26 protein-coding genes and 4 pseudogenes are annotated in these 26,316 nt (G+C 71.7%); 16 read left to right on the top strand and 14 right to left on the bottom strand.

Annotated features, from left to right (window positions below):
- Nucleotides 1-247: 247 nt before the first annotated feature.
- From ACIQUT_RS30990 to ACIQUT_RS30975, 4 genes are read left to right on the top strand one after another with little or no spacing between them, the layout of a single operon-like run.
- Nucleotides 248-1,228, top strand: coding sequence for a GNAT family N-acetyltransferase (locus ACIQUT_RS30990; protein WP_403567715.1), 981 nt, complete (start codon nt 248-250; stop codon nt 1,226-1,228).
- Nucleotides 1,225-2,565: an ABC transporter substrate-binding protein gene (locus ACIQUT_RS30985; protein ID WP_403567713.1), complete on the top strand. Its 1,341-nt coding sequence runs from the start codon at nt 1,225-1,227 to the stop codon at nt 2,563-2,565. The genes ACIQUT_RS30990 and ACIQUT_RS30985 overlap by 4 nt, the downstream gene beginning before the upstream one ends.
- The gene (locus ACIQUT_RS30980) at nt 2,559-3,521 is read left to right on the top strand and encodes a carbohydrate ABC transporter permease (RefSeq protein WP_403567711.1); all 963 of its coding nucleotides are present in this window, start codon (nt 2,559-2,561) and stop codon (nt 3,519-3,521) included. Before ACIQUT_RS30985 ends, ACIQUT_RS30980 begins: the two co-directional genes overlap by 7 nt.
- Entirely contained in the window at nt 3,518-4,387 is an 870-nt protein-coding gene (locus ACIQUT_RS30975; RefSeq protein WP_403567709.1) for a carbohydrate ABC transporter permease, read from the top strand. Before ACIQUT_RS30980 ends, ACIQUT_RS30975 begins: the two co-directional genes overlap by 4 nt.
- A gap of 61 nt (nt 4,388-4,448) precedes the next feature.
- Here ACIQUT_RS30975 and ACIQUT_RS30970 read toward each other — a convergent pair whose 3' ends face one another.
- The 5 genes from ACIQUT_RS30970 to ACIQUT_RS30950 all read right to left on the bottom strand — a co-directional run bounded on the left by ACIQUT_RS30970 (nt 4,449) and on the right by ACIQUT_RS30950 (nt 11,925).
- Nucleotides 4,449-7,247: a glycosyl hydrolase 2 galactose-binding domain-containing protein gene (locus ACIQUT_RS30970; protein ID WP_403567707.1), complete on the bottom strand. Its 2,799-nt coding sequence runs from the start codon at nt 7,245-7,247 to the stop codon at nt 4,449-4,451.
- A 189-nt stretch (nt 7,248-7,436) separates the two neighbouring features.
- Nucleotides 7,437-8,096, bottom strand: coding sequence for an HAD family hydrolase (locus ACIQUT_RS30965; protein ID WP_403567705.1), 660 nt, complete (start codon nt 8,094-8,096; stop codon nt 7,437-7,439).
- Between the two features lie 122 nt (nt 8,097-8,218).
- Nucleotides 8,219-9,751 carry a sensor histidine kinase gene (locus ACIQUT_RS30960; protein ID WP_403567703.1) on the bottom strand — a complete coding sequence of 511 codons (1,533 nt, stop codon included), beginning with the start codon at nt 9,749-9,751 and terminating at the stop codon, nt 8,219-8,221.
- 9 nt (nt 9,752-9,760) lie between these two features.
- Nucleotides 9,761-10,885, bottom strand: coding sequence for a mechanosensitive ion channel family protein (locus tag ACIQUT_RS30955; protein ID WP_403567701.1), 1,125 nt, complete (start codon nt 10,883-10,885; stop codon nt 9,761-9,763).
- 98 nt (nt 10,886-10,983) lie between these two features.
- A complete protein-coding gene (locus tag ACIQUT_RS30950; RefSeq protein ID WP_403567699.1) occupies nt 10,984-11,925 on the bottom strand; it encodes a SigB/SigF/SigG family RNA polymerase sigma factor in 942 nt (313 codons plus the stop codon).
- A gap of 181 nt (nt 11,926-12,106) precedes the next feature.
- On the opposite strand from ACIQUT_RS30950, the pseudogene ACIQUT_RS30945 reads away from it, so the two are divergent.
- A pseudogene (locus tag ACIQUT_RS30945) lies at nt 12,107-12,250 on the top strand (AsnC family transcriptional regulator); the annotation flags it as partial.
- A 73-nt stretch (nt 12,251-12,323) separates the two neighbouring features.
- Here the strand turns inward: ACIQUT_RS30945 and ACIQUT_RS30940 are convergent.
- Nucleotides 12,324-13,274: a DNA alkylation repair protein gene (locus ACIQUT_RS30940; protein ID WP_403567697.1), complete on the bottom strand. Its 951-nt coding sequence runs from the start codon at nt 13,272-13,274 to the stop codon at nt 12,324-12,326.
- Nucleotides 13,271-13,747: a MarR family winged helix-turn-helix transcriptional regulator gene (locus ACIQUT_RS30935; protein WP_403567695.1), complete on the bottom strand. Its 477-nt coding sequence runs from the start codon at nt 13,745-13,747 to the stop codon at nt 13,271-13,273. Before ACIQUT_RS30935 ends, ACIQUT_RS30940 begins: the two co-directional genes overlap by 4 nt.
- A 119-nt stretch (nt 13,748-13,866) precedes the next feature.
- Here ACIQUT_RS30935 and ACIQUT_RS30930 point away from each other — a divergent pair, with 119 nt between their 5' ends.
- Nucleotides 13,867-14,298 (top strand): DUF1398 family protein, encoded by a 432-nt coding sequence (locus tag ACIQUT_RS30930; RefSeq protein ID WP_403567693.1) that lies wholly within the window; start codon nt 13,867-13,869, stop codon nt 14,296-14,298.
- A 323-nt stretch (nt 14,299-14,621) separates the two neighbouring features.
- On the opposite strand, the gene ACIQUT_RS30925 is transcribed toward ACIQUT_RS30930, so the two are convergent.
- The 3 genes from ACIQUT_RS30925 to ACIQUT_RS30915 all read right to left on the bottom strand — a co-directional run bounded on the left by ACIQUT_RS30925 (nt 14,622) and on the right by ACIQUT_RS30915 (nt 16,627).
- Nucleotides 14,622-14,957 (bottom strand): hypothetical protein, encoded by a 336-nt coding sequence (locus tag ACIQUT_RS30925; protein ID WP_403567691.1) that lies wholly within the window; start codon nt 14,955-14,957, stop codon nt 14,622-14,624.
- 86 nt (nt 14,958-15,043) lie between these two features.
- Entirely contained in the window at nt 15,044-15,319 is a 276-nt protein-coding gene (locus tag ACIQUT_RS30920; protein WP_403567689.1) for an isoamylase early set domain-containing protein, read from the bottom strand.
- A gap of 156 nt (nt 15,320-15,475) precedes the next feature.
- On the bottom strand, nt 15,476-16,627 hold the full coding sequence (locus ACIQUT_RS30915; RefSeq protein ID WP_403567687.1) for a PP2C family protein-serine/threonine phosphatase: 1,152 nt from the start codon (nt 16,625-16,627) through the stop codon (nt 15,476-15,478).
- Between the two features lie 408 nt (nt 16,628-17,035).
- On the opposite strand from ACIQUT_RS30915, the gene ACIQUT_RS30910 reads away from it, so the two are divergent.
- Nucleotides 17,036-17,506 carry a flavodoxin family protein gene (locus ACIQUT_RS30910; RefSeq protein ID WP_403567686.1) on the top strand — a complete coding sequence of 157 codons (471 nt, stop codon included), beginning with the start codon at nt 17,036-17,038 and terminating at the stop codon, nt 17,504-17,506.
- A gap of 437 nt (nt 17,507-17,943) precedes the next feature.
- Nucleotides 17,944-18,513, top strand: a complete 570-nt coding sequence (locus tag ACIQUT_RS30905; protein ID WP_403567684.1) for a hypothetical protein — start codon at nt 17,944-17,946, stop codon at nt 18,511-18,513.
- Nucleotides 18,514-18,803: 290 nt separating this feature from the next.
- Here ACIQUT_RS30905 and ACIQUT_RS30900 read toward each other — a convergent pair whose 3' ends face one another.
- Nucleotides 18,804-19,217 carry a DUF4345 domain-containing protein gene (locus ACIQUT_RS30900; RefSeq protein WP_403567682.1) on the bottom strand — a complete coding sequence of 138 codons (414 nt, stop codon included), beginning with the start codon at nt 19,215-19,217 and terminating at the stop codon, nt 18,804-18,806.
- 92 nt (nt 19,218-19,309) lie between these two features.
- On the opposite strand from ACIQUT_RS30900, the gene ACIQUT_RS30895 reads away from it, so the two are divergent.
- The 3 genes and pseudogenes from ACIQUT_RS30895 (at nt 19,310) to ACIQUT_RS30885 (ending at nt 21,596) form a co-directional block, all read left to right on the top strand.
- On the top strand, nt 19,310-19,918 hold the full coding sequence (locus ACIQUT_RS30895) for a TetR/AcrR family transcriptional regulator (RefSeq protein WP_403567680.1): 609 nt from the start codon (nt 19,310-19,312) through the stop codon (nt 19,916-19,918).
- A 147-nt stretch (nt 19,919-20,065) separates the two neighbouring features.
- Nucleotides 20,066-20,710: pseudogene (locus tag ACIQUT_RS30890) on the top strand (helix-turn-helix domain-containing protein); the annotation flags it as partial.
- A 112-nt stretch (nt 20,711-20,822) separates the two neighbouring features.
- Nucleotides 20,823-21,596: a maleylpyruvate isomerase family mycothiol-dependent enzyme gene (locus ACIQUT_RS30885; RefSeq protein ID WP_403567678.1), complete on the top strand. Its 774-nt coding sequence runs from the start codon at nt 20,823-20,825 to the stop codon at nt 21,594-21,596.
- Nucleotides 21,597-21,684: 88 nt separating this feature from the next.
- Here ACIQUT_RS30885 and ACIQUT_RS30880 read toward each other — a convergent pair.
- Both ACIQUT_RS30880 and ACIQUT_RS30875 read right to left on the bottom strand, forming a co-directional pair.
- Nucleotides 21,685-21,819: pseudogene (locus ACIQUT_RS30880) on the bottom strand (IS630 family transposase); the annotation flags it as partial.
- 3 nt (nt 21,820-21,822) lie between these two features.
- Entirely contained in the window at nt 21,823-21,972 is a 150-nt protein-coding gene (locus ACIQUT_RS30875; RefSeq protein ID WP_403567676.1) for a hypothetical protein, read from the bottom strand.
- On the opposite strand from ACIQUT_RS30875, the pseudogene ACIQUT_RS30870 reads away from it, so the two are divergent.
- The 4 genes and pseudogenes from ACIQUT_RS30870 to ACIQUT_RS30855 form a co-directional block, all read left to right on the top strand.
- Nucleotides 21,965-22,293: pseudogene (locus ACIQUT_RS30870) on the top strand (IS701 family transposase); the annotation flags it as partial. The gene ACIQUT_RS30875 and the pseudogene ACIQUT_RS30870 overlap by 8 nt on opposite strands.
- Nucleotides 22,294-22,377: 84 nt before the next feature.
- Nucleotides 22,378-23,490: an ABC transporter substrate-binding protein gene (locus ACIQUT_RS30865; protein WP_403567775.1), complete on the top strand. Its 1,113-nt coding sequence runs from the start codon at nt 22,378-22,380 to the stop codon at nt 23,488-23,490.
- Nucleotides 23,491-23,727: 237 nt separating this feature from the next.
- A complete protein-coding gene (locus ACIQUT_RS30860; protein WP_403567674.1) occupies nt 23,728-23,952 on the top strand; it encodes a hypothetical protein in 225 nt (74 codons plus the stop codon).
- A 96-nt stretch (nt 23,953-24,048) separates the two neighbouring features.
- On the top strand, nt 24,049-24,603 hold the full coding sequence (locus ACIQUT_RS30855) for a DUF2690 domain-containing protein (protein WP_403567672.1): 555 nt from the start codon (nt 24,049-24,051) through the stop codon (nt 24,601-24,603).
- A 7-nt stretch (nt 24,604-24,610) separates the two neighbouring features.
- Here the strand turns inward: ACIQUT_RS30855 and ACIQUT_RS30850 are convergent, their stop codons facing one another.
- Nucleotides 24,611-25,198, bottom strand: coding sequence for a cysteine hydrolase family protein (locus tag ACIQUT_RS30850; RefSeq protein ID WP_403567670.1), 588 nt, complete (start codon nt 25,196-25,198; stop codon nt 24,611-24,613).
- 74 nt (nt 25,199-25,272) lie between these two features.
- Between ACIQUT_RS30850 and ACIQUT_RS30845 the strand changes: the two genes are divergently transcribed.
- Nucleotides 25,273-26,244: a GlxA family transcriptional regulator gene (locus ACIQUT_RS30845; RefSeq protein WP_403567668.1), complete on the top strand. Its 972-nt coding sequence runs from the start codon at nt 25,273-25,275 to the stop codon at nt 26,242-26,244.
- Nucleotides 26,245-26,316: the final 72 nt, after the last annotated feature.

Raw genomic sequence — 26,316 nt, 5'->3', positions numbered from 1 at the left:
TGGTAAATAATTGCGGAATTACCGGACATACCAGTAGATTTCTCGCCGTGGCTTCGAGATGTCACTGGCAGACGGGGCAAGGGATGAGCGCGGACGACCGCGTCCCGGTGACGACCGGGATCGCACGGTGATCGAGGTCGTCGGACGGCAGAGCGCCATGGACGCGGAGGCAACCGCCCTGCCGTGGGTCGCGCCCTCGCCGAACCGACGCCGTCCCTGACCTCCGCATGGAAGGACAACCCCGCCGATGACCGACCGCACGACGACATCCCGGGCCGACATCCGCGGCTTTCGCGCGGGCGACGGACCGCAGGTGGTGGAGGCGTGGCGGCGCAGTGCGCCGGCCGACCCCATCACCGCGGACCGCTTCCGCTCCCTGGTGCTGCTCGACGCCAACTTCGATCCGGAAGGGCTTCGGGTCGCCATCGAGGGCGACCGTGTCGTCGGTGCGGCCTACGCGGTGCGCCGTCTGACGCCGATGGCCGGCACCGACCTGGAGCCGGAGCAGGGCTGGATCCCGTTCTTCTTCGTCGACCCATCCGCCCGCAGGCGCGGTCTCGGCCGCCGGCTGCTGGCCGACGCCCTCGACTGGCTGCACGGCCACGGCCGCACCCGGGTGGACTTCTCCTCGTACACCCCGGACTACGTCCTCCCCGGCCTGGACGCCGACACGTACCCGGAAGCGGCCCGGCTCCTGGAGTCCCTGGGCTTCCACACGCTGTACGAGGCGGCGGCGATGGACCGCGGCCTGGTGGGCTACCGCTTCCCGGAGGACGTCACGCGCCGCCTGGAGGAACTGACGGCACAGGGCTACCGGTTCGCCACCCCGTCCGACGACGACCTGGTGGATCTCCTCGCGCTCGCCGGGAGCCGCTTCGGGCCGGACTGGGCGGCGACGATCCGGGCGAGTCTGGCCGCGGGCACGCCGCTCGACCGGATCGTCGTCGTCCGGGACCCAGCGGAGCGCATGGTGGGCTGGGCGATGCACGGCGCGTTCGACGCGGTGGACGAGCGGTTCGGTCCGATCGGCGTGCTGGAGGAGATGCGCGGCACCGGACTCGGCGAGGTCCTCCTGCACCTGGTCCTGGAGAGGATGCGGGCGCGCCGCGCGCACTCCGCGTGGTTCCTGTGGACCGGCGCGCAGTCCCCGGCAGGGCACATGTACCGCAAGACGGGCTTCACCACGACCCGCGTGTTCCGCGTGATGCGCCGGAATGCCGCTCGATGACACCGGCACGCCGCACCAGCGGCCTGAGCCGCCGTCATTTCGCGCTCGCGCTCCCCTCGGCGCTGCTCGCCTCCGGATGCGCCGCGCCGCACCGGGGCACCGGGCGGCCCGGGGATCCGATCGTCCTCACCCTGCTCTCCCACTACGCGAGCGGGGTGCTCAAGGAGGCCCTGCAGGGCCCGGTCGACGAGTGGAACGCCACCCACGACCGGGTCAAGGTGCAGACCAAGGCCGTCGAGTTCACCGACCTGCTGACCACGTTCATGGTCCGGCAGGCCGCGGGCCAGGGCGCCGACATCCTCCACCCGTACTGCTTGTGGAACGGCCAGCTGGTCCAGGCCGGTGTCCTGCGGCCCGCTCCGCCCGAGCACGCCGAGGAGATCACACGCGGCTACAGCGGGGCCGCGGTCGACGCCGCCTCGGTGGGCGGCCGGGTCTACGGCTACCCCACCGAGGTGCAGACGTACGCCCTCTACTACAACAAGCGGCTGCTGCGCGAAGCCGGCATCGCCGGCCCGCCGCGCACCTGGCGGGAGCTGGAGGAGACCGCCTACCGCACCGCGAGGCGCGACCGCTACGGCAACACGCTGGTGCAGGGTTTCGGACTGTCGACCGCTGACGACTCCACGACCGTCGGCCAGACACTCGCCCTGCTCAACGCCGCCGGCGGAACGTTCGTCTCCAAGGACGGCCGGAGCACCGCCATCGACTCGCCCGCAGGACGGGCCGTGTTCGATCTGGAGCACCGCCTCGTCGCCGGCGGCGCGAGCTCCCCCGGTGTCAACGTCTACAAGGCGTTCCGGTCCGGGCAGGTCGCCATGGTGGTCAGCGCCGGCTGGTGGACCGGGAGCCTGAAGACCCTGATGGGCGAGGACTACCGCGACGTCGGCGTCGCGCCGCTGCCCCTCCCCGCGACGGACGGCAAGCGCGCCACGCTCTCCACCGGCTTCATGCTGGGGGTCAACGCGGCCGGCAGGCATCCGGCCGCGGCCTGGGAGTTCCTGCGCTGGCTCAACACCGAGAAGGTGAACGTGAAGAGCGCCAAGGGGGATGGGAAAGCGACCCGGATGAGCTCCCTGCAGGTGTCGGCCGGCTCCCTGACCGGCCGCGCCGACGACATGCGGACGCTCCTGGGCGTGCACGGCGACGCGAATCTGCGCCCCTTCGTGGACGCGCTGGCGTACTCGGTGCCGGAGCCGAACGTGCCCGGAGCACAACAGGCCAAATCACTGCTGCGCAAGAACATCGAGGCGCTGTGGACCGGTCAGCAGTCGGTCGACCAGGCACTGCGCGCCACCCGCCGTCAGGTCGACCGAGAGGTGTCGCGCTCATGGTGAACACGCTGACGCCGGCGAAGACCGAGCGGGCGGCACCCGGCACGCGCTCCGCCGGGCCCGCCGTCGACGGCCGCGCCCGGACCGGGCGCCGCCAGGCCGTCGTCGCCTATCTCTTCCTGGCGCCGACGCTGCTGTTCTTCGCCGTCTTCCTGATCCTGCCGCTCGGCTTCGCGCTGCTGCTGTCGCTGTCCAGCTGGGCCGGGTTCGACCTCGGCGACGTCCGACCGGTCGGCGCGGACAACTTCACGGACCTCTTCGCGGACGGATCGACGTTCCTGGCGCCGATCCTCACCAACACGCTGCTGTTCGCCCTGGGCACCGTGGTCCTCGCGCTCGCCGGCTCCGTGGTGGTCGCCACCTGCATCGACAACCTGCGGCTCCAGGGGCTGTGGCGCACCCTGTACTTCCTGCCGATCGTGACGACCGTCGTCGCCGTCGGCAACGTGTGGAAGTACATGTACGAGCCGGGCGGCCTCGTCAACGGAGTGCTCAACGCCCTCGGGCTCGGCTCGGTGGCCTTCCTCCAGGACCCGGGCACCGCCCTGCCCTCGGTCGTGGTCGTTCAGGCCTGGGCCTCGGTCGGCTCGGCGATCCTCGTCCTGACGGCCGGGCTGAAGTCCATTCCGGAGTCGTACTACGAGGCCGCGGCGCTCGACGGCGCCGGGCAGGTGACCGTCTTCCGGAAGATCACTCTGCCGCTGCTGCGGCCGTCCCTGCTGCTCGTGTGCATCACCCAGCTCATCAGCGGCCTGCAGTCGTTCGCGCTGATCACCGTGATGACCAAGGGCGGGCCGGGTGACGCGACCAACGTCGCTGCCCTGGAGATGTACCGGCAGGCCTTCTCATACGGCCGGTGGGGCCCTGCGAGCGCTGCCGCCTTCGTCCTGTTCGTGGTGGTCCTCGTGGTCACCCTGGCGCAGTTGTGGATCTTCCGGCGCAAGGGGGAGGACGCATGATCCGCCGCCGTTTCCCGTGGTTCTCGTACCTGGTGGTCGTGACCGGTGCCGTGCTCACGGTGGTGCCGTTCCTCGACATGGTGATGACGTCGTTCAAGGGGGCGGGCGAGGCGGGCACGCTGCCGTACCGCTTCCTGCCCGAGGCGTTCGACCTGTCGAACTACCGGGCGGCGATCGACCAGCTCGATCTGCCGGTGCTCTTCCGCAACAGCGTCGTCGCAACCGCCGTGATCACCGCGTCGGTGCTGTTCACGTCATCGCTCGCCGGCTACGCGCTCGCCAAGCTCCGCTTCCCCGGCCGGACCTTGATCTTCCGACTCGTGCTGTCGACGATGATGTTCCCCCCTTTCCTCTTCTTCATCCCGCACTTCCTGATCCTGGTGCACTGGCCGGGGGCAGGCGGCAACGACTTGTTCGGGCGCGGGGGCGCGGGCCTGACCGTCAGCATCGCGGCGCTCGCCATGCCGTTCCTCGTCAACGGCTTCGGAATCTTCCTGATGCGCCAGTTCATGGTCTCGATCCCGGACGAGGTCCTGGAGGCCGCGCGCATCGACGGGGCCGGCGAGTTCGGCGTGTGGTGGCGGATCGTCGTGCCGCAGACCAGGCCGGTCGTGCTGACGCTCGGTCTGCTGACCTTCGTCCACGCGTGGAACGAGTACATCTGGGCGCTGCTCATCTCGACCGCCAACCCGGACGTGATGACCCTGCCCGTCGGCATCCAGCTCCTGCAGGACTACGTGGACCCGACCCGCACGATGCCGATCGTCATGGCCGGTCTCGTCCTGAGCACCCTGCCGATCCTGGTCCTCTTCCTGCTCCTGCAGAAGTACTACATCCGCGGGGTGATGCTCAGCGGCCTCAAATGAGGGGCAACCGCACGAGGGGGGCGTCCGCTCCGGCGGACGCCCCCCCTTCTGTTGCGCTTCGTCAGTCGGACGGGACGGTGACGGCCCGGGCGTTCCATCCGGAGACACGTACGCGTGGGGTGCGGTCCGGGCCGACGGTCCGGTGGGTGGCCTGCAGGGTTGCCGATTCGCCCGGCCACAGGCTGATGTGGTTGTCGCTCCAGCGCACGGGGAGCACGGGAGTCCTCCCGTCCGCGGAGACCAGGTCGACGTCGGTGAGCAGTGCGGGGGTGTTCGTGGTGCCCGGGTGGCGGAGGGTCACGGTCGTGGTCGCCGTGCCGGCCTCGGCCACCGCCGTCGTGGCTGTCACGTCCAAGGCGACCTGTGGCATCGAGTTCAGTCCGGTCAGGTCGGCGTAGGAGGTGGTGGGGGTGTGGTACCAGTCGGTCTTGGCGTGGTCGAGGACGTCGTTGCGGGTGGAGAGCCAGTAGACGTTGCGGCTCAGTTCCCGGCCGGCGGTGTCGGTGAGCACCAGCCGGGCCAGGTACGTCCCTGCCAGGCCGGGGACCGTGGCCGGGAGGGTCAGCGGGGTGGTGGTCACGCCGCGGGCTTCGACGCCGACACCGGTGACCGTGCGGTCGTACTTCTCGGTCCCGTCGGTGTGGTAGAGCGTGACCCGGGCGTTCAGCCCCGAGACGGCGGTCGTGCGGTTGTTGACGATGCTCACCGTGCGGTTGTCGTACCCGTACTGGATGTGGAGGGGTTCGTTGGCCTTCTTCGCGCCGAAGTAGGCTCCGTTCTGGTCGAGATAGCGGTCGATGAGCTGCCAGTGGAGGGAGGTCCAGCCGCTGTTGAGCATCCAGTGGATGACGCCGGTCGCGGGGGCGGTGGTGTCCTTGGCGTTGCGTGAGTACGCCTCGAACTGCGCCCGGACGTTCTCGTACTGGGCGAGCTGGGCCTTGCGCACGTAGTCGCCGAGATCGGTCGGGCGTCCGTAGCGGCCGGCGAGGGCGGCGTTGTACAGCTTGAGCGTCGAGAACGTGGGTGAGGGAGAGCGGTGGTACTGGGGAGCGGAGGGCTGCTTCCAGAGGGTCTCCAGCTCGGCCGGGGTGAGCATGCGCCGCAGGGTGTCGAGGGTGGGGATGCTCGGGCCGGCGCTGGTCTCCGAGTTGAAGCCGGTGGCTCCTCCGTCGCGTTTGTCGTACCAGTAGCCGGGCGGCACCCAGTCGTAGGGGCCGGTCATCCGCATCCCGGAGGGCCCGGTGACGGGTGTCGGCTTCCCGGAGGCGGAAGGGATCACGGGCACGCTCCAGTCGGCGGCCCGCAGCGCTTGGAGGTATTCCGACTCGATCTCGGCGTTGGGCGCCGCGTCGCTGCCGATCAGGAACGAGATCACGCTGGGGTGGTGGCGCAGCCGGGCCGCCTCGGCGGCCATCGACGCCTGGGCGACTGCGTGGTCGGCGGCGTCCCACACCTCCCCGGACTCCGAGCGGTTGACCTCCCCCTCCCATTTGTCGCAGCACTCCCATCCGGGGATCGTGAGGATTCCGTACCGGTCCGCGAGGTCGAAGAACTCGTCGGGTTCGAGGTGGCCTTCCAGGCGCAGTGTGTTCAGGCCCAGGTCACGGACGTACTGCATGCGGTCCTCGGCGTAGGCGGGGTCCCAGCGCAGGAACTCGTCGGGGGCCCAGCCCGCGCCCTTGACCAGCAGCGGGCGGCCGTTGATCCGGTACTGGCGCGCGCCGTCGGCATTGATCGGTGCCTGCACGTCGCGGATGCCGAAGGCGGTGTGTGCGGTGTCGGAGGCGGCCCCGTCGACCGTCACGGTCAGGTCGAGGTCGTACAGGGGCTGCCCGCCCATCCCGGCGGGCCACCATACGCGCGGCGAAGGAATGTGGAGTCCGGGGTGGTCCGCGGGTGAGTAGACCACGGTCCGGCTCTCCCCGGGCGTCAGCGTCACCTGCCGGCTGAGGGAGGCGGGGCCGGCCCTGCCGGAGAGGAGCGCCGTGACGGTGCGGGGTGAGTCGTTGCGCAGGTCGGCCTTGACGGTCAGGTCGGCGGAGGCCAGCGACGGCACGGCCAGGTCGGTGACGACGTGGGCGTCACCGAGCACCACCGGGCCGCTGCGGCGGACGAGGACGTCGCGGACGATGCCCATGTTCCGGTCCGGTGGCGGCTGCAGCCAGTCGAGCCAGCCCACGGTGAGGTGCTTGCGCGGGTCGTTGGGCCGGACCCGGAAGGCGACCGTGTTGGTGCCCGGCCTGGTCAGGGCGGTGATGTCCAGCTCGTGCCGGGTGTACGTCCCGGCGACCGTGCCCGCCGTCGCGATGCCGCGGCCGTTGACGAAGACGTCGGCGGCCGAGGTCACCCCGCTGAAGTCGAGATACGTACGGGCTTCCCGACCGTCGACCGAGAAGTCGGACCGGTACCACCACGGGACGGTGAAGTCGGCGGCGGGGATCAGCTTCTGGTTGGTCGAGTGGAACGGGTCGGGGTGGATGCCGGCCGCCAGCAGGGCGGCGAGGACGGTGGAGCGAGGTCCGGCCCGGTGCCAGCCCGTGGTCGGATAGCCGGGGCTGGACACCTCGGCTGCCGGGTCCGTCACCAGGGCAGTCGACTGGATCATGAACCCGGCCAGAGGCGTGTCGGAGTCATGGCCGACGGTGACCGCGGCCGCGGCCGACGGACCGCTCACCGCCCGGCCCGTGGGGCCGGCCGGGGTGAGGGCGGGGGCCAGGAAGACCAGCAGGCCGAGGAGGGCTGCCGAGGCGACGGACCGGCCGCATACCCGAGCCCGGCGGGGTGGCGGGCCGCCGGCCGGGCTGGACGGGAACGGGGACCCGGGGCGGCACGGGGACACCCGGCCCAGCTGTTGGGGCATGCGGTTCAGCATGCTGCCGGAGCCTTGGCAGCCGATGCTCCCCATGCCGCGCGTCGCCCGATCGCAGCAACGTGAACGCAGCGGACAGCACGAGCGTCGCCACCTTGGCGGTCAAGGCGGTCAGGTCCCGCTGACACGTGATCAAAATGCGATCTTACAAGGCGCGTCCGCCGATCCGGCGGCGGGCGGCTACCGGCCGCCGATGAGTGCGGAAAGCCGGCGCATGTCGTGGAAGACGACGGTGTCCCGGCCTTCGAGGCGCTCGGCCGGGGTGAGCCCGCCCGCGTAGCCGAAGGCCCGCATCCCGGCGGCACGGGCCGCCTCGACGCCCGGCCGGCTGTCCTCGACCACCGCGCAGGCCGCCGGATCGACGCCCATCTGCCGGGCGGCGTACAGGAAGAGATCGGGGGCGGGCTTGCCGCGGGCGACCTCGGTGGCGCTGTGGATACGGCCGGCGAAGCGGTCGTACAGCCCGGTACGGCCCAGGGTGTGGCGCATCTTCTCGTGGGAGCCGCTGGATGCGACACAGGTCGGCAGGGCGAGGAGGTCCAGGGCGTCCAGTGCCTCCGGCAGGCCGTCGACCGGGGCCAGTCCGGTGTCGACGGCCTCGCGGTGGAGCAGTTCGAAGCGCTCCGACCAGAGCGCGGCCGTGTCGTCGCCGAGCCGGGCGGCGATCTGCTCGCGGATGGCGGCGTGCGACCGCCCCATGAAGCGGTCCACGACCTCCCCCTCGGTGAGGGGCCAGCCCAGTTCCGCGCCGAGGGCCACCTGGATGCGTACGGCGATGCGTTCGCTGTCGACCAGCACACCGTCGCAGTCGAATATGACGAGTTCAATCGGCTTGATCATCCCCGCAGCATAAGAGCGCCGAGCCCTCGGCATGCCGTCGGCCCGGGCGACGACCGAGAGGCCGGCGGCGGGGGCGGGGGGCGGCGCGGATCACGGGCTCGTCGGCGGCGATCAGGATCAGGTCATCGGACGTCGTTTCCGGTGTAGGTGTCGGCCGAGACCAGGTGCCCGGCCCGGAAGCAGAGCCGGTACAGGTCTCCCGAGCGGTCGTCGAACGGGTCGGCGGTCTGTACGTAGAACTCGCACGCCGCGTCCCGCGGCGCCGGGGTGGGCGCCGCCGGGCGGTGGGTGGTCTGGCGTTCGGGCAGGTACGGGGCCACCTCGGCCCGGGGCTGCCCGACGCGCAGGCGGGCGTAGTCCTGTCGATCGAGGACGGACCGGCGGGCGGTGGCGACGTCCCACGCCCGCACCGCGCCGATGAGGACCGCCGCGGTGCACAGGGGCACCAGCACGGCCGCGGCGGCGGTCCGGCCGAGCCGGCGGCTGGCGGTGCGGTGCTCGGCAGGCAGCCGCGTCCCGAGGACGTCCACGCCGCCCGAACCGCCGGTGCCGCCGCGGCCGTCGGCGGCCCGCTCCGGCGCGGCGGCGGACCCGGTGGCGTGGGGGAGGGCGGCGCGGACGGAGAAGCCGGCTCCGTCGGGGCCGGCGGAGAAGGTGCCGCCGGCCAGCCGCACCCGCTCGTGCAGGCCGATCAGCCCGAAGCCGTGGCCCCCGCCGCCGGGGAAGGGACCGGCAGCCGGGACCGCGGCGGCCGCCGCAGCACGGGGGCCGAGTTCGTCCGTGACGGCGACATCGGTGCGTCCGTCCCCGTACCGGACGACCACGGTGGCCCGGTGACCGGGCGCGTGCCTGGCCACGTTCGTGAGCGCCTCCTGCACGACCCGCTGAACGGCCGCCCGTCCCGCGGACGCCGCCCCGTCGGCACCCTCCGGGTCCCCCTCCACGCGCAGCCGGACGTCGAGCCCCGCCGCGGCGGCCCGCTCGACCAGACCCTGCAGCGCGGGCAAACCCGCCCCGCCGCCACTGCTGCCGCTGCCCGGCTCGGGCCCGTACTCCGACGGCCCGCGCAGCACGCCGATCACCTCGCCGAGCCGCTCCACGGCCGCCCCCGCCCGCGCACGGACGTCCCCGGCGGCGGCCCGGCCTTCCTCGGACAGACCGGGGGACAGCTTCAGCGCTCCCGCCGACAGGGCGATGAGGCTGAGGTCGTGGCCCAGGAGGTCGTGCATGTCCTGGGCGATACGGGTCCGCTCGCGCAGCCGTGCCTGCTCGGAGACCAGACGCTGCTCGCGCTCCAGCTGCGCGGCCCGTTCCCAGCCGGCCCGCACCAGTTCACGGTACTGGCGCAGGAACCGGCCCGCGAACCACGGCAGCATCGCCCCCACCAGCAGCAGCCCCACGAACCGGCTCGCCAGGCCCAGCCACGCCGGCACCAGCAGCACGGCCACCACGGCGGCCACGAGCACCGCGGCCAACGCCACCGGCGCGCCCGGGCTCCGGCCCGGCTGCCGGCCGGCGGCGAAGGCGCACACCGCCGAGGGAACCGCCCACCACAGGACCGGGTCGCCCGTACAGGCCGCGACCACCGCTCCGCCGAACAACACCGCCGCCAGCAGAGGTGCCGCCACCCGGTTCCCGATGATCACTGAAGCCATGGACGAACCCTATGAAATCCCGCCGCGCGCCGAGCAGTCGGACGTCTCCCCCGTCCGTGGGGCTCGCGGGTCAGCGGCCTGGGCCTCCTCCCGGGGTGCGGGGGCGGCCTTGGACGTGGCGACCCGCGGCAGGGCGTACGGGTGTTTCTCGGCCAGCCAGCCGACCAGCTGTTCGCGCACCGTGCAGCGTGCGGTCCACAGGTCGTCCGGGTCCCGGGCGGTGACGATGGCCCGCACCACGATCGTGCTGGGGGTGGTGTCGGTGACCGCGAGGTCCCAGCCGCGGCCGTCCCAGGCCTCGCAGCCGTCCAGGATCTCCTTCAGCTTCTCGCGCATCAGCGCGACGGGGGTGATGTGGTCGCAGTGGAGGAACACCGTGCCGGTCATCTGGATCCCGCCGCGCGACCAGTTCTCGAAGGGCCGTCCGGTGAAGTACGAGACGGGCATGGTGATCCGGCGCTCGTCCCAGGTGCGCACGGCCAGGAAGGTGAGCGTCACGCCCTCCACCACACCCCACTCACCGGCGACGACGACCGTGTCGCCGATGCGCACCATGTCGCCGAAGGCGATCTGGAACCCGGCGAAGAGGTTGCCGAGGGTGGACTGCGCGGCCACACCGGCGACGATGCCGATGATGCCGGCCGAGGCCAGCACGGAGGTGCCGAGGGCGCGGAAGGCGGGGAAGGTGAGCAGCATCGCGGCGGCGGCGACCACGCCGACGACGGCGGTGACGATCCTCATGATGAGGGTCACCTGGGTGCGGACCCGGCGGACGCGGGACGGGTCGCGGGTGCCCAACGCGTAGCGCGCGTACGAGGATTCGACCACTGCGGAGGTGACGCGGACGACGAACCACGCACCCGCCCCGATCAGTACGAGCGTCAGGGCCCGGCCCACGGCCGTCTCGTGGTCCCGTAGCGGCTGCCACGCGATCTGCCGGTACGCCCCGCGCAGTATCGCCGTGAGCAGGAGGACTCGTACCGACGGGCCGCAGCGCCGCAGCATGTTCCAGAGCGGTGTCTCGGGGTGTCGGGCGTCCGCGCGCCGCAGCAGCAGGTCGATGAGCCAGCCCGCGGCGAGGGTGAGCAGGATCGAGCCGCCCATGACGGCCAGCAGTCGGAGAAGGCTGTTCATGACTCCTCGAAGAAGGGGTGGGCTTGGAAGGCCGGGATCGACGCCGAGCGCATGCGGACCGGCCGCCCCGGCGCGGCCGACCAGTCCGGGGCGGCGGGTCAGCCGTGCAGCAGTTCCCGGCGCAGGGCGTCCAGGGTGCGGGAGAGCAGACGGGACACGTGCATCTGGGAGAGGCCGATCTCCGCGCCGATCGCGGCCTGCGTCATCTCCTCACCGAAGCGCAGTTGCAGGATGCGCGTGGAGCGCTCGTCCAGGTCGGCGAGCAGGAGCGCCAGGGCGTGCCAGTCCTCGACCGCCTCCAGGGCGGGGTCGACGTCGCCCAGGGTCTCGGCGAAGGTTCGCGCGGCCCGGCCGGGCGCCGGCGCCTGCGTGCCGGGGGCGGTGGACTCCTGGGGTGCGTCGAGGGATTGGGTGGAGTAGCCGTTGGCGGCGACCAGGCCGTCGCGGACCTCGTCCTCGGTCAGGTCCAGGTGTGCCGCGAGTTCCGCGGGGGTGGGCTCGTGGTCCTGTACGGCGGTCAGCTCCTCCGCGGCCTTCGCCAGGTGCGAGCGCATCTCCTGCAGGCGGCGCGGGACGCGCACGGCCCAGGCGGTGTCGCGGAAGTGGCGTTTGATCTCGCCCGTGATGTACGGCATGGCGAGCGTGGTGAACTGCGTGTTGCGGTCGGGGTCGTAGCGGTCGATGGCCTTGATCAGGCCGATGGTGCCGACCTGGAGGATGTCCTCGGTCTCCGGGCCGCCGGGGCGGTCCCGGAACGGGCGGGCGGCGAAGCGCACCAGTGAGATGTTCATCTCGATCAGCGTGTTGCGTACGTACTGGTACTCCCGGGTGCCCTCCTCCAGGCTCCGCAGCCGTTCGAAGAACACGCGGGTCAGGTCCCGGGCCTCGGACGTGGACAGTTCGCTCGGGCAGGACACGTCCGGCAGCCCGCGGAGCGCGGGTGCGCCCGCTCCACCGTCGGCGGGGGTGTCGATCGTCGTCGGGGTCGTCGGGGTCGTCGTCGCCTGGGCCGCGGCTTCGAGCGTGGCCGTGAGGGTCATCGTCTTCGCTCCTTGGGCACGGGTGCTTGGGGCGCGTTGTGCGAATGCTCGGTCGTCTCGGTCATGCGGAAGCCTGCTTCCGCTTACCGGCACCCTGCCGGGGCCACGGACACACGTCAAGTGATACCGGAAAAATGGTTCGGGATTTGCTTTTCGCGAGTCACCACTCAAGAATGCGAACGTGGAGAACGAGCACACGGGTCCCCGCCGGAGCCGCTGGACCTTCCTGACGAACCACGCCCGGGTTCTGGTCACCATCGCGCGGGACCCCGGGATCCGGCTGCGCGACATCGCGGCGAACTGCGACCTGACCGAGCGCACCGTGCAGGCGATCGTCACGGACCTGCAGGCGGACGGGTACCTCACGCGGATACGGGACGGCCGGCGCAACCGCTACGTCATCGCCCCCGCTGCCCGTTTCCGCCACCCCGCGGAGGCCGACCGCGAGATCGCCGGCCTGCTGTCCTATCTCGTCGGCCCGCTGATCGCCCCGGCGACGGCTGCCGGTGAGGAGACGGCCGACGCGCCCGGCAGTCGGACCGACGACATCCCGGCGGCCGACAGCCCCGCCTGACCGTGCCGCTCCCCGCTTCCCCTCCCGGTCCTTCCTGGTCGTGCTGTCGCGGCGCCTCGGGCGGGAGGCGGCGCAGGGCCTCCTTGCGGGTGAGCGGGGCGACGCGGGTGCCGTTCCGCTCCACCCAGGCGATGACGAACCCGGGGTCGCGGGTGGAGGTTTCGCGCAGCACCCAGCCCAGGGCCTTGCGCAGGAAGAACTCGCGCTCGTCGACGAGGGCGTCCGCGTAGCGGGTGAGGCGGTCGCCGTCGGGGCGGCCGGTCCGGATCGCGGGCAGCAGCGCCAGGAGCGCGGAGCGGCGGAGCCAGAAGTCGGGATCGGCGACCCAGCGGTCCAGCACGGGCCCGGCGGCCGGGTCGCGCAGGGCGATCACGCCGGCGCAGTGGACGGCCAGCGGGTCCACCAGGGCCCAGGTGTGGCACTCGCGGAGCAGGGCTTCGACGGCCGGCAGGTGCGTGGCGTCCAGGGCTCGCGCGTACTGCACCAGCAGCTCCACGGCCGCCCAGCGGTACTCGTACACGGGCCGCTCGGCGTCTTGGCGGCCGGACCACAGCTCCGCGGCGAGCGCGAGGACGTACGGGGCAGGCCGCGCTCCGAGCGCCCGACGGGTGCGGGTGACGCTGCGGCGCATGTCGGGCACGCCGACGCCCAGGTGGTGGAGGTCGCTGCGCAGGTAGGCGCGCTGCTGCTCGGCGCGGACCGGGTCCGCGGAGGCGGACAGGGCGGTCCGGAGCTGCTCCGTCGGCCCCTTCGGGTCGCTGTCGTCCACTGTCATGCCGTCTCCTCCCGTCCGCCCCCGGCACGGCCGGCTGCCGCGGATTCCGCCCAGGCGTCCGCCTGCCGGGTCAGGCGGCGGAGCAGCTCGCGTACGGCCGCGAGATCGGCGTCCGGCAGACCCTCCCCCATCGTCCGGTGCGCGGTCTCCGCGCGGCCGGTGATCGCGGCCAGGGCGCGTCGGCCGACGGCAGTGAGGGCGAGCAGGGGCGAGGTGCGGTGGTCGGGGTTGTCCCGGAACTCCGCGAGGCCGTCGCGTACGAGCTCGTTGGCGATGCGCTGGACGCCCTGCCGGGCGACGCCCAGGCGGCGCGCCGCCCGGGCCACGGGCAGGGGCTCCTCGCTGACCACGCTCATCAGCTGCCAGCGGGCCTGTGTCTGCCCTTCGGCCGCCGCCAGCGCCTCGCCCGCTCGGCGCAACGCGCCCGCGGCCTCGAACACGTCGGCCACGAGGAGGGCCAGTTCCTCCGCCATCCGCTGCTTCCACCTCTCACACATTCGACAATGTGTTGTCCGTTTGTCATCATGATGGCATATTCGGCGTGACACCTCCACGTAGTCGCGCACCCCACCGGAACTCCACGGAGAACACCATGACCAGCACCGATGCGATCAGCCGGCTCCGGGCCGCGATGGAACGGGGCGCCGCGGTCCGCCCCCGGGTGGGCGGCTTCCCCTACCTCGCCGAGAGCCTGCGCCAGGCCGGGGTGACCCGGTGCCGCATGGCCGTCCCGGCCAACGCCTTCCTGTACCTGACCGCGCACGGCAACGTGGTGGTCCAGGGCGAACCCCTGGTCAACGGCTTCGCCGTGGCGGCGCCGCTCGACCGGGAGGCCCTGGTCGCCGCCCTGCGCGCGGACCAGGCGGGCGAGACGACGTTCCCCGAGTTCGTGCGCGGCTGCTGGGACGCGGGGATCGTCTGGTACGAGGTCGACACCGCGGCCCGCACCTGCACCTACCACGGCGCCGACGGCGCGTCCTACAGCGAGGACTACCCCGCCGTCACGCTCCCGGAGCACTCCTGACCTCGTACGGCGACGAGGACGCCCTGCCGTCCGCGAGTTGGTCCGCCGTCGTGCCGTGGAGTCGGGTCAGCCGGACCAGGGCGGTGAAGCCGTCGTCGGTGCCGGGCCAGTGCGCGCCAGGCGGCGCAGCAGGCGGAGGAGGTCCGGCAGGAGGCGTACGGCCTGCCTCGGCGAGCAGGGCGCCCCTGGGGCGGATGAGAAGCAGGGCGAGGGCCAGCCAGGCGGCGAGCAGGCCTGCGCCGCGGCGCGGATCACGGCGCCCTGCACGGCAGACCCGGGGAGTGGGACAGCCACGGCGAGCGGATCGACCCGGCTTCCGCCGCCTACAGCTCGGGGCGGTGTTCGGGCTGGACGACGAGGAGCCAGTCGTCGCCGCGGGTCTCGACGGTGAAGCCGGCGTTCCGGAATGCCGCGGCGAGGGCCAGGCCGAAGGCGTGCCGGAGCCCGGGGAGGTCGTTCCGGCCGACGTTGCGGCTGCGGCGCGGCCCCCGACGCCTCACCCGCACACTGCGAATCTCTTCCGGCATCCAGCCGACCATCACGCCGCGAGCGTGCTGCACGGTGCGGATGCCCTCCGCCCCCGCCTCGCCCTCGGTGAACCCGGCCTCCGTCAGAAGTGCGCGAACCGCGGCCAGGAACTGCCCTTCTTGATCAGTCACGGACCGCACTGTAGACCGAGGGCGGCCTGCTCGGCGGAGCGCGCGCCGGTCGGCGCGACACGTTGCGGCGGGCGCAGGGGCGGGTGTCAGGTGTGGAGGCGGCTGTTGGTGCCGTCGTGGCCGTCGGCGCTGTCGTCGTCGAACCAGTAGTCACCGGCGGCCAGGTAGCGGAAGGCATGGGTGGTGTGGGAGGGAAGGGCGATGGTGACGGCGCGCGTGCCGTCACCGCGCGCCTTCAGCGGGTGAGCCGCGGGATTCCAGTGGTTGAAATCTCCCACCACGCTGACCGGCCCGTCCGGAGCGTTCTCGGGGAGGACGAAGGTGACCTGGGTGCGGCCCTTGACCTGCTTGCGTTCGAGCACCGGAGAACTCCAGAAGACGGAGGGAAATGACGGCCCTGTGGATCGTCGCACCGGAGTCCGACCGCTCGGCACGGCACACGCAGGCGAGCGCCAGGTCATCACCCGCCCAGCCGCCGACCGTCGTCAGACCGACCGGGCCCACGGCCGGACCGGCGGCTACGGCTTCGGCCATACGAGGCGCTCGACCGCAACGAGTGCCGCGTCATCGCCGAGATGGCCACCCGCGTAGGCCTGCAGGTCGGCCCGCAGACGGCTGAGCAGCGTCGGCGGATCGTTCCCGGCCCAGGCCGTGAGCCGCTCCGCAAGGGGGTAGAAGGCTCGCCTGCGGTCACGGGCCTCGACGACTCCGTCCGTGTAGAGCAGCAGGACGTCGCCGACGTCGAAGGGGAAGGTCTCCACCGTCACGTCGGGGGAGAGGACGTCCGACAGTCCCAGCGGAGGGCTCGCGTCTGCCGTGTCGAGGGGGATCACCCGCCCCTCCCTGAGGAGCAGCGGCGGCGGGTGCCCGCAGTTCACGAGCCGTACCACCGGCTCGCGATCGGGGATGTCGAGCACCAGCGCGGTGACGAACGCCTCGCCCGTGTCCGTGCTGTCGGCTGCCTCGTCGGCATCGGATCCGGCCCCCGTCACTCCCCCGGCCTCCTCCGCCGATCCGACTCCTGCCTCCAGGTGCCCGACCAGTGCCGGCAGCTCCTGCTCGCGGCGGGCCGTGACCCGGAAAGCGCCCAGGACGAGTGACGCCTCGCTGATCGCGTCGAGCCCCTTGCCTCTGGCGTCCCCGATCAGCAGCCGGGTCCCGGACGCCGTACGGGCCGCCGCGTACAGGTCGCCTCCCATCTGCGCCTCCTCCTCGGCTGCCAGGTAGACCGAGGCGATGTGCAACGGCCCCGCCCGGCTGGGGAGCGGGCGCAGGACGACGCTCTGGGCGGCGTGGGCGATGGAGCGCAGCCGCGTCAGCCTGCTCTCGTCCCGCTCGCGCAGGTAGGCGAAGAAGGTCGCGATGATCGAGATCAGGACCAGCGCAATGATCTGGTACGTGTGGTTGAGGTCCGTGAGGGTCGTCCGCGCGACCGCCACCAGCGACTGGGCGAGTACGGCGACCGCGCCGACGAAGGCCGTCATACGCGGGCCCGCGAACGACGCCGTCACCGCGGGTGCGGCGATCAGGAACGGTCCCAGATGGACGTCGGGGGGCACCAGGACGTCCACCACGGTGACCGCCGCGATCAGCGCGAAGGGCACGGCGAGGAGCAGCCGCCCGCCACGCCGGGAGAGGCGGGCAACGAAGGATCGCCAGCGGAAATCCATGCGCAAGGCATACATCAGGCGATGGAGGCATGTCGCGTTGCCCCACCCCACGGCGCGGCACGTCCCCTGCGGGCGACGCTCCGTGTCCAAGCCGCCGGAACCGGAACCGGAACCGGAGTCTTCACCCACCGACGACAAGACCGCCGAGCACTTCGCGAGGCGCACGGTCGGCTCCCCACCCCAGCTGCCGCCCCTCCGCGATCGGCACCGCCCACGCCGCCTCTCCCCCGCTCCCCACCCGGGCTCCCGCCGGCACGCGCACCGCCACCCGCGCCCAGGCCGGGGCGAACGCTGCGGGCTGTGGGCCGCCTGCCCCCATGCGGTGTGTCTGCCATCACATTCGAGTGGTGTCACATCTGACGCCGCTGCACTGTCCTCGTCACGGAAGCGAGAGAAAGGATCGTGAGGATGAAGACCGTCATCGTGTGCGCCTCCGTGTCGCACGGGAACACCCGTCGCGTCGCCGACACCATGGCACAGGCACTCGGCGCGAACGTCGTCTCCCCCGAGCAGGCCGACCTGGCGGAGCTGGCCGGCGCCGACCTCGTGGGATTCGGCTCGGGCGTCTTCTACAGCAGGCTCCACCCCCGCCTGACCAACTTCGTCAAGGCACTTCCCTCCGGGCGGGGGCGGGCGTTCGTGTTCGCCACCAGCGGGCTCCCCGAGCTACCGCTGGCGCCTTTCACCCGCCCCGTGGTCCAGCTCCTCGAAGGCAAAGGCTTTGAGGTGGACGGGAGCTTCTCGTGCCGGGCGTTCGACACCTGGACGCCCTTCAAACTCGTCGGCGGCATCAACAAGGAGCGGCCGAACGCCGGGGACCTGGCCGCCTCGCGGGCCTTCGCCGAGCGGCTGCGGGACGGGCGCGGGCCGGCGTCCTGACCCATGCCGCTCCCGGGGTCCTGCCGGATCACCGTCTCGGGCACCGCCCGCAGCCGCTGGGCGCGCACGCGCATCCGTCGACAGGAATGCGCGAACCGGACCGGCCCGGAAATGGAAAAGCTTCGGCCCTCCCGTGGGGAGGGCCGAAGCTTGGATGGAGCGCTGGGCAGGCCTTGCACCTGCATCCCCCCACAGGAAGTGGGGTGCCTTTCCTTGGACCACCAACGCCAGTCCCACAGCCACTCATCACGGCCGCGAGCTCAAGATCAAGCCTACAGCACCTGACAGGCTGCCCCTGCCCCTGCCCGTGCCCGTGCCCGTGCCCGTCGCGGCAGCGAACCCCCTGAGGGGCATTTTCCCCAAAGTGTCCCGGCAGCCCTCAGCGTGCGGCATCGTCGCCGCAGGCGCACCTCGCGGTGCGGAAGCTGGAGGCACACATGTGGCAGACGAACGAGTTCGCCGGCGAGCACGACGGTCGGCCCGCTGCCGTCCTCGACGACGGCAGCGAACCCAAGCCCCTGATCCATGACGTGGGCAGCGGAGCCGACTTCCACACCAGCACCGACTGGTGGGACTACGACGGCACCCTCGGCAGCCCCAGGGCCACACGCGTACGGGCGGCATGCTCCTGCGGATGGCGCGGCGAACAGTCGTACCCGATCGACTGGGACGTCGACGAGGAGCTGCTGCCGGTCTCGCTGGACACCGGCGGGCCGCAGGACGACTGGCAGGAGCACATCGCCGGCATCGAGGCCGGGGCCGTGCCCCTGCCGGCAGGTCTGCAGGAACTGCTGGTACAGGTCGACGCCGAGCTGGAGAAGCTCACCGACTGCGACCCGCTTGCCGCGCTGCGGGCGGTCGCCGTGCCGGAGCGATGCATCGCCCGAACTGCCGGTACCGCCGCCTACCACCTCATGCAGGACCAGGTCCCGGACGACCGGATCGCTGCCGGCCTCGGCATCAGCCCCGGGAAGGTTCTCGGCCGAATGCTCCGCTACCGGTCCTGAGCTCCCCACACGCACGCGAACGTGTGCAACAGCCTGTGGCGTTTGTTGGCGCAGCTTCCCGGGCGGAACCGGTGGCGCCACGCCTGATCGCCGATGCCGAACGAGTGGCGGGGTGGCGGTCAGGCCGACCGGGGTCCGCGTCCTCCGGGCACGTCTGAGGCCGCGGCGCCGGGGACCCCGCGTTCACCGTCCGTACGGGCGCGGGAGTCCGCAGTGCGGTTCGGCGTCCCGGCCGGATGCCAGTGGATGTCCGGGACGGCGGGCGGGAGTTCGAGCAGGACGTGGCGGTGTCATGCGCCCGCCCGTTCACCGCCCACGGCGAGCGCCTTCTCCTCCGCGTCCGCCAGCCAGAAGAGCACCGGGGACAGCACCAGTTCAAGGGCCGCCAGCACCACCTGGAACCAGTGCGGCCATCCGGCTACGGCGAGCGAGAGCAGCCGTCCGAGAGCACCCAGCAGGAACACCCCGGCCAGCCCGCGCACTGCCCACGCGGGGATGGGTGACTGCCGGGCTGCCCAGAGCCAGGCCAGCCCGTACCCGGCGAAGATCGCCCCGAGGAACCGTCCGAGGCTGTCTATGGTCGGTCCGGCCGAATCGGCGCCCAGGATCGAGCGGTTGCCGAGCAGTACGTGCAGGAGCCCGATCGCGAGACAGGTGTACCCCATCGTCCGGACGAGCCCCCGCAGGATCTTGGCTTTGGCCATCGTTGATCACCATCCCCTTCGCCTTCGCCTACTAGACGCGTGTCTACCAAGCTAGCCGCCCCTACTGGACGCATGTCAAGTAATCTGTTCTCGTGTCTCCCCGCAAGCGGCTCAGTCCCACCGAACGCCGTGCCCAACTCCTCGGCGTCGCCGCGCAGCTCTTCGCCGCGCACCCGTACGACGACGTGCTGATGGAGCACGTCGCCGAGCGCGCCGGGGTCTCCCGCGCGCTGCTCTACCAGCACTTCCCGAGCAAGCGGGACCTCTTCGCCGCCCTCTACCGGCAGGTCGCCGAGCAACTGCTCGACAAGACCCGGCTCGACCCCGCGGACACCTTGGTGGAGCAGCTCACCGAAGGCCTGGACGCGCACATCACGTACTTCGCCGAGAACCGCAACACCGTCCTGGCCGCCAACCGCCTCCTCGCCGGCGACCCCCTGATCCAAACGATCGTCACCGATGAGCTCGATGCGCTGCGCGAACGCCTCCTCGGCGTCCTCCCGCTCGCCGACGACGCGACCCGGCTGACCGTGTCGGGCATCCTCAAGAGCTGGCTGGTCTTCGTCCAAATCCTGTGCGTGGACTGGCTCACGCAGCCGACCTGCACCCGCGCCGAGCTGCGCGACGTCAGCATCGGCGCCCTCCTCGGCGCCATCCGCCCCCTCCTCGGCGAGGACCCGGCCCCCGACTGGCCGCGCTAGTGCTCTGACCGGGAACGTCTACCGTGGTTGGCGGCGGCGGGGCCGGAACCGGTTGGAGAGATCAGCAGGCTGACCGACCAGGAGGGCCAGCAGGTACGACGGATCGTGCGCCGGGGCAGCACCGACACAGTGCGCTGTCGATGGGCGATGATGCTGCTGGCCTCGGCCGGCGGCAACCGAGTTCCAGTGATCGCCCAGTTGGTGCAGGCCGACGAGGACACGGTGCGGGACATGATCCACCGGTTCAACGAGATCGGCCCGGCCTGCCTGGACCCTCGGTGGCCGCGAGGCCCTGCGCTGCCTGCTCGCCCGACGCGGCGTCACCTTCCAACGCACAAGACCCGGAAGGAGTCCACCGGCCCCGGCTACCAGGCCAAACTCGACCGGATCGAGCACGTCCTGGACTGCTTCCCCGACCGGACATTCGCGTTCGACGAGTTCGGCCCGCTCGGCATCCGCCCCACCGCCGGCTGCAGCCGGGCCGAGCAGCGATGGCCCGACCGGCTCCCGGCGACCTACAAGCGCACCCTCGCCGCACTCCGTTCGATCCGCGCCGCCCGCCCCGACGGCGCCCCGGTCTACGTGATCCTCGACAACCTGTCCGCCCACAACGGCAAGAAGATCCTGCGCTGGGCGAAGAACAACAACGTCCACCTGCGCTTCACGCCCACCAACGCGTCCTGGGCAAACCGATCGAGGCGCACTTCGGGCCGCTGCGGCAGTTCACTCGCCCACTCGAACCATCCGAACCACACGGTCCAGGCCCGCGCGCTGCACGCCTACCTGCGCTGGTGCTCTTGGCCCAGATGGTAGGTCCCATAACGGTCGAAGTCGCCGTTGGCGACCAGCATTCGTCCGACAAATTCGCTACCCGGTGGCCGGAGCGCCGTGATACACCACCGAGGTGCACAACATATTGGAGTTCCCCGAGGTCCTGCGGCTGATCGAAGACCGCTCGGCCGCATTCCGCGCCGCGATCGCGTCCGCCCCCGACCTTGACGTCCAGGTCCCGACCTGCCCTGACTGGACGCTGCGCGAACTGGCGCAGCACCTCGGCGACGGCCGCCGCCGCCAGGCCGCCATCGTCGCGGCGGGCCCGGACGCTGAGCCCCCGGCGAAGACGGACCCGAAGGGCGCCCCGACCGCGCCCCGCGACCGCGAAGCCCTGGACGCCTGGCTCGCCGAGTCGACCGAGCTCATGCTCGACGCGATGCGCGAGGCCGGCCCGGACCGCGGCTGCTGGACCTGGTGGGGCCGCTCGCAGGCCCCGGAGACCAGCGGAGCCGTGGCCCGGCACCAGATCCAGGAGATCGCCGTCCACACCTACGACGTACAGCTCACCCAGGGGGCCGCACAGCCGCTGCCGACGGACGTCGCGGTCGAGGGCGTCGACGAGTTCCTGACGACCGTCTCGGCGACGACCGTCCCCTGGCCGTTCAAGCCGGCGACCATCGACCTGCACACGACCGAGGGCCGCTCCTGGCGCCTGACCCTCAACGCCGACGGCGTCCGCTGCGACGACCTCGCCGCCGACGCGGAGCCGGGCGACATGGCGATGCGAGGCGCAGCGAGCGAACTGGTCCTCTACTTCTACGAGCGCGTCCCGCTCGACGGCCTGGAGACCACCGGCGACACCGAGCCGATGGAGCAGCTCGCAGACTGGGACCCGAACGCGTAAAACGCGCACTTGTGACGCATCTGTCGGTTGTGCGCGCGCTCCTGTGGGCGGCTCGTGCTCGACTGGGGACAGTGCGCGGCGGGTGCAGGTCGGTGGACTGCTTCCGGGTCTTGGTGCGTTGGAAGGTGACGCTGCCTCGGGCGAGCAGGCAGCGCAGGGCCTCGCGGTCGATGCGGATCACCCGGCCGTACACCTTGCGCAGGTAGGCGGGCAGTTTGCGGATGGATCAGCGGGTGAAGGGCTGGCCGAGCTTGGTCGGGCGGGTGGTGGCCGTCTGGACGACGAAGTCCTCGTCGTCCGGGCCGAGCAGGTGGGGACGGCCTCCCGCCCACCAAGGGTCCAGGCAGGCCGGACCGATCTCGTTGAACGGCGGCAACCCGAAACTGCGCACGGCTTTGGAAGAACGCGGCATCGGCTATGTTCTCGCGGTGGCCTGCTCAGTCGAAATGACCACCGGTGCGGGCAGGTTCCGTGCCGATGCCCTGGCCGAGAAGGTGCCGAAGCTGGCCTGACAGAAGCTCTCGGCCGGACGCGGTGCGAAGGGCAGCGGTTCCACGACTGGGCCGTCATCGATCTCGCCGAGCCGGCGCCGGGCAGGCGCCGGCTCCTGGTCCGCCGTAACCGCAGCACCGGCGAACTCGCCTACCACCATTGTCATTCCACCGAGCGGGCACCCCTGGCCGTCCTGGTCAAGGTACGTGATGAAGGCGGACCGTCGGGTCCGGCCACCGCGCGATCCGGGTGGACCACGGCCGCATCGTCCTGGAGGAGACGCCACCTCATGAACACGCCACCATTGCCGTCCGGATCCGAGCGGACCGACGGGTTGTCCGTCCGGATCGGCGCCCTCGTCCCGCTGACGCGGCCCGGCTGGGTCGAGGCGGGCCGGCACCTGCTCGCAGGCCTCGACCTGGCCGTTCGCGAGGTCAACGACGCCGGCGGGATCGACGGAAGACCGCTGGAGCTGCTGGTCCGGGACACCGCGGCCGATCCGGAGCGGGCCGCGGCGGCCGTGGACGAACTGGTCGGCTTGGGCGTGGCCGCCGTGGTGGGCGAGTACCACAGCGTCGTCGCCCGTGCCGCGGCCGCCCGGGCCGACGCCCTCGGCCTGCCGTTCCTCTGCTCCTCCGCAGTGCTCGACGCGCTCACCGAGCAGCCGACGGACTGCGTCGCGCGTCTGGCCCCGGTCCAGTCCCGCGGCTGGCGGATCTACGCGGACTTCCTCCTCGGCTCGGGCCGGCGGCGGATCGCCGTGGCGGCCCAGCCGAGCGTCTACTGGGCGTCCGGGATCCGTGTCCTGCGGGACCGCCTCGCTCCCCGCGGCGGCACCGTCATCGAACTCGACGCGAACGCCCTCACCCCCGAAGCCCTGTGCGGCGCGCTCGTCGACCACGGTGCGACGGCACTCCTCCTGCTGGCCGGCCATCCGGAGCCCGCGGTACCGATCGTCAAGGCGGTCCGCGGCGACCGGCGGCTTGCGGACATCCTGATCGGTGCCCCGGCCGGGCAGCCGGAGTTCGCCGCATGGGCCGCGGCGCTGGGCGAGGACGGCGCCGGGATCCCGTTCCTGCGCTACCTGCCCGAGCGTCTCGGCCCGCTCGGCGAACGCGTCGGGAAGGAGCTCCGCGAGCGGCTGGGCGAAGCACCCTCCTTCGTCGCCTTCGAGGGCTGGGACGCCGTCGCCGTCCTCGCCGACGTGCTGCGTGTTTACGGCACGGACCGGGCGGCCATCGCCGGGGCATGGCCACGCGTGGCGGTCGAGGGCACCCGCGGACCGATCCGGTTCTCCCGTACGCCGGGCATCAGCGTGTGGCAGTGGGCATGGCCGCCCGTCCAAGTCGTCGATCGGGACCCGGCAGAAGCCGACCGCTTCCGAATCCTCCACACCGGCTGAAGGAACGGAAGCCCAAGGCGGTCCGCCGGGGGTCGGGCGGCGCTGCCTCGCCGAGGCTCGTACGCCCGGCACGGCTGGGGGGCGGAGCCTGCTGCATCGGGGCTCGCTCGTTCGCATGGCATGCGAGCGGGTCTCAGCGACTCCGGCGTACCGATTCGCCATGGTGGATCACGGACTGCGCCCGCCTGCGGCAAGGGCAAGCAGGTTCGATCACATGACTACGCAACGAGGTCGGAAATGGACAAGAAGAAGCCGGAGGATCTCAACGATCCGGAATCACTCTCTGACGAAGAGATGATGAAACTGATCAACGAGATCCTCGACAGCGTCCCACCCGAACAAGCCGAGGCCTGCCTCCTCGCCATTTCCAGTGGGAAACCGGCTCCCCGGGAAGTTCCGGTCGACCTGACCCCCGCCCAAGCGCACGACCTCCTCCTCTTCCTCCACAGGGGAGGCGGCTGACCGACTCGGGGGCGCACGCATGGGGAACGTGATGGTCTCCGTGCCCCCGTGTGTGCGCCTTGCCTCCGGGACGCGGGGAAAGCAACCTGTGCGTCCATGACCACGAGTGACACCGACGGCGACACTGCGGAGCCCCCCGGCCGCCCGCCGCAGCCGCCCGCGGGCAGACGCCCCTGGTTCGCCGGCGCTACAGCCTTGGCCTTGGTTGTCGCCATGTTCGGCGCGCTTCTGGCCGCCTTCGTGACCCCGCTCGGGGATCACCTGATGAAGGCCCTGCTCGATGAGCCGACCTGCCCCGGCGAAGCCTGCGAGGGCAAGAACCCCCAGAACCAGGGCTGCGGAGAAGACGCCCGGACGTTCAAACCCGAGATCAACAACCCTGCGCTTCTCCAGATTCGGCGCAGCGAGGACTGCAAGGCCGCCTGGGCGAGGATCGAACGGGGAAACCCCGGAGACCTGGTCACCGTGCAGGTCGCGGGCGGAGCGAAGAGGACCTCAGAGGTCGAGTACGGGGATGACAGGTTCACCCACATGGTCGCCGTTCCGGATGGCGACTTTCAGATCACGGCCTGCGCGATTCCGAAAGCGGGCGGCAAGAGCACGTACGAGACCTACTGTCTGCATGCCACCGAGGCCACTGCCTGGCGGTGACGCGCGCTCAGGAGCGGACGGCGGCCATCAGCTCGCCGGTCTTCACCACCCGGGCGAAGCCGCCGCCGTGCAGTGAGACGGCGCTCGCGCGGGTCAGTTCGTCGGCCGTCAGGTGCCAGCCGTCCGGGCCGGCCAGGTCGAAGGTGTGGGTGGCGTCGAGGGCGACCAGCACGTCGTAGCCGAGGTTTCCGCCCATGCGGGCGGTGGTCTCCACACACATGTTGGTCTGGATGCCGACCAGGACGACCTGGGTGGTCCCCGCCTTCTTGAACCAGTCGTCGAGGTCGGGGGTGCCGTAGAACGCCGAGTTCACCGACTTGGTGACGAGCAGCTCCGGCCCGCGGCCCTTGCCGCGCCTTTCCTCGACGTACTCCTTGAAGTCGTTCCCCTCGTACCCCGTCCGCAGCGGCGAGCCGGGCGTGTTCGAATCGTGCCGTACGAAGACGACCGGCCGGTCCGTGTCCTGCCAGGCCGCGATGAGCGAGGCGATGTTCCCGTCGGCGGCCGGGTTGTTGCGCGGTCCCCAGTACTCCGACTCTTCGAAGCCCTTCTGTACGTCCACCACGACCAGCGCTGCGTTCTGTGTGATCTCCATGCCCTCATCCTGCCGCCCCGGCCGAGCCCGCTCACAGGAGGCGAAAAGACAGCGATCGATGGTTTACTGCCAGGATGACCCGAACGGCACCGGCCGCCCACCGCATCGCCCTCCTCTCCTTCCCCGGCATCCGGGCCTTCGACGTCTCGGTGATCACGGAGGTGTGGGGCGCGGACCGCACCGACCGCGGGGTGCCCGCGTTCGAGCTGCGCCGGGTGGCCGCGGGCCCCGAGCCGGTACCGATGCGCGGCGGGCTGGCACTGACACCGGACCGCACCCTCGCCTGGCTGCCCCGCGCCGAGCTGATCCTGGTGCCGGGACTGGACGACCATGTCACCCCGGCGCCCGAACCGGTCCTCGCGGCGCTGCGCCGCGCTCACACCCGCGGCACCACCATCGCCGCGCTCTGCGGCGGCGCGTTCACCCTCGCGCAGGCCGGGCTCCTCGACGACCGCCGGGCGCTGACCCACTGGGCCCTGACGGATCTGCTGCGGGCCCGCCACCCACGGGTGCAGGTCGAGCCGGACGCCCTGTTCATCGAGGACGGCAACCTGTGGACCTCCGCCGGAACCGCCGCCGGCATCGACCTGTGTCTGCACCTGGTGCGCGCCGCCCACGGTGCGGAAGCAGCCGCGACCATCGCCCGCTCCATGGTCACCGCCCCGTTCCGGACCGGCGGCCAGGCCCAGTTCATCGAACACCCCACCGCGCACGCCAGCCGCGACGCGGACGCGCTGGCCGAGGTGCGCGCCTTTGCCCTGACGCACCTCCACGAGCCGCTCACCGTGTCCTCGCTCGCCGCCCGTGCCGGCATGTCGCCGCGTTCCTTCGCCCGCCACTTCGCGGCGGCCACCGGAACCACCCCGCTGCGCTGGCTCGTGGACCACCGCATCGCAGCGGCGCAGAAACTCCTCGAACGCACCGACCTGCCCATGCCCGAGATCGCCCGCCGGTCCGGCTTCGGCAGCGAAGTCACCATGCGGCAGCACTTCACATCCCGCCTGGCGACCAGTCCCCGCGCTTACCGCACCTCGTTCGCCGAGTAGCCGCCCCGGCACAGGAGCGCGTAAGGCCGGCCTTGTGAGGCTCGTCAGACCAGGTGCAGGGCCGTCATGTCC

Origin of the sequence: Streptomyces sp. NPDC090445, assembly GCF_044769385.1 — a bacterium.
Lineage (GTDB): Bacteria > Actinomycetota > Actinomycetes > Streptomycetales > Streptomycetaceae > Streptomyces.
Note: the sequence above shows the minus strand (reverse complement) of the source record. Positions and strands in the feature narration are given on the sequence as shown.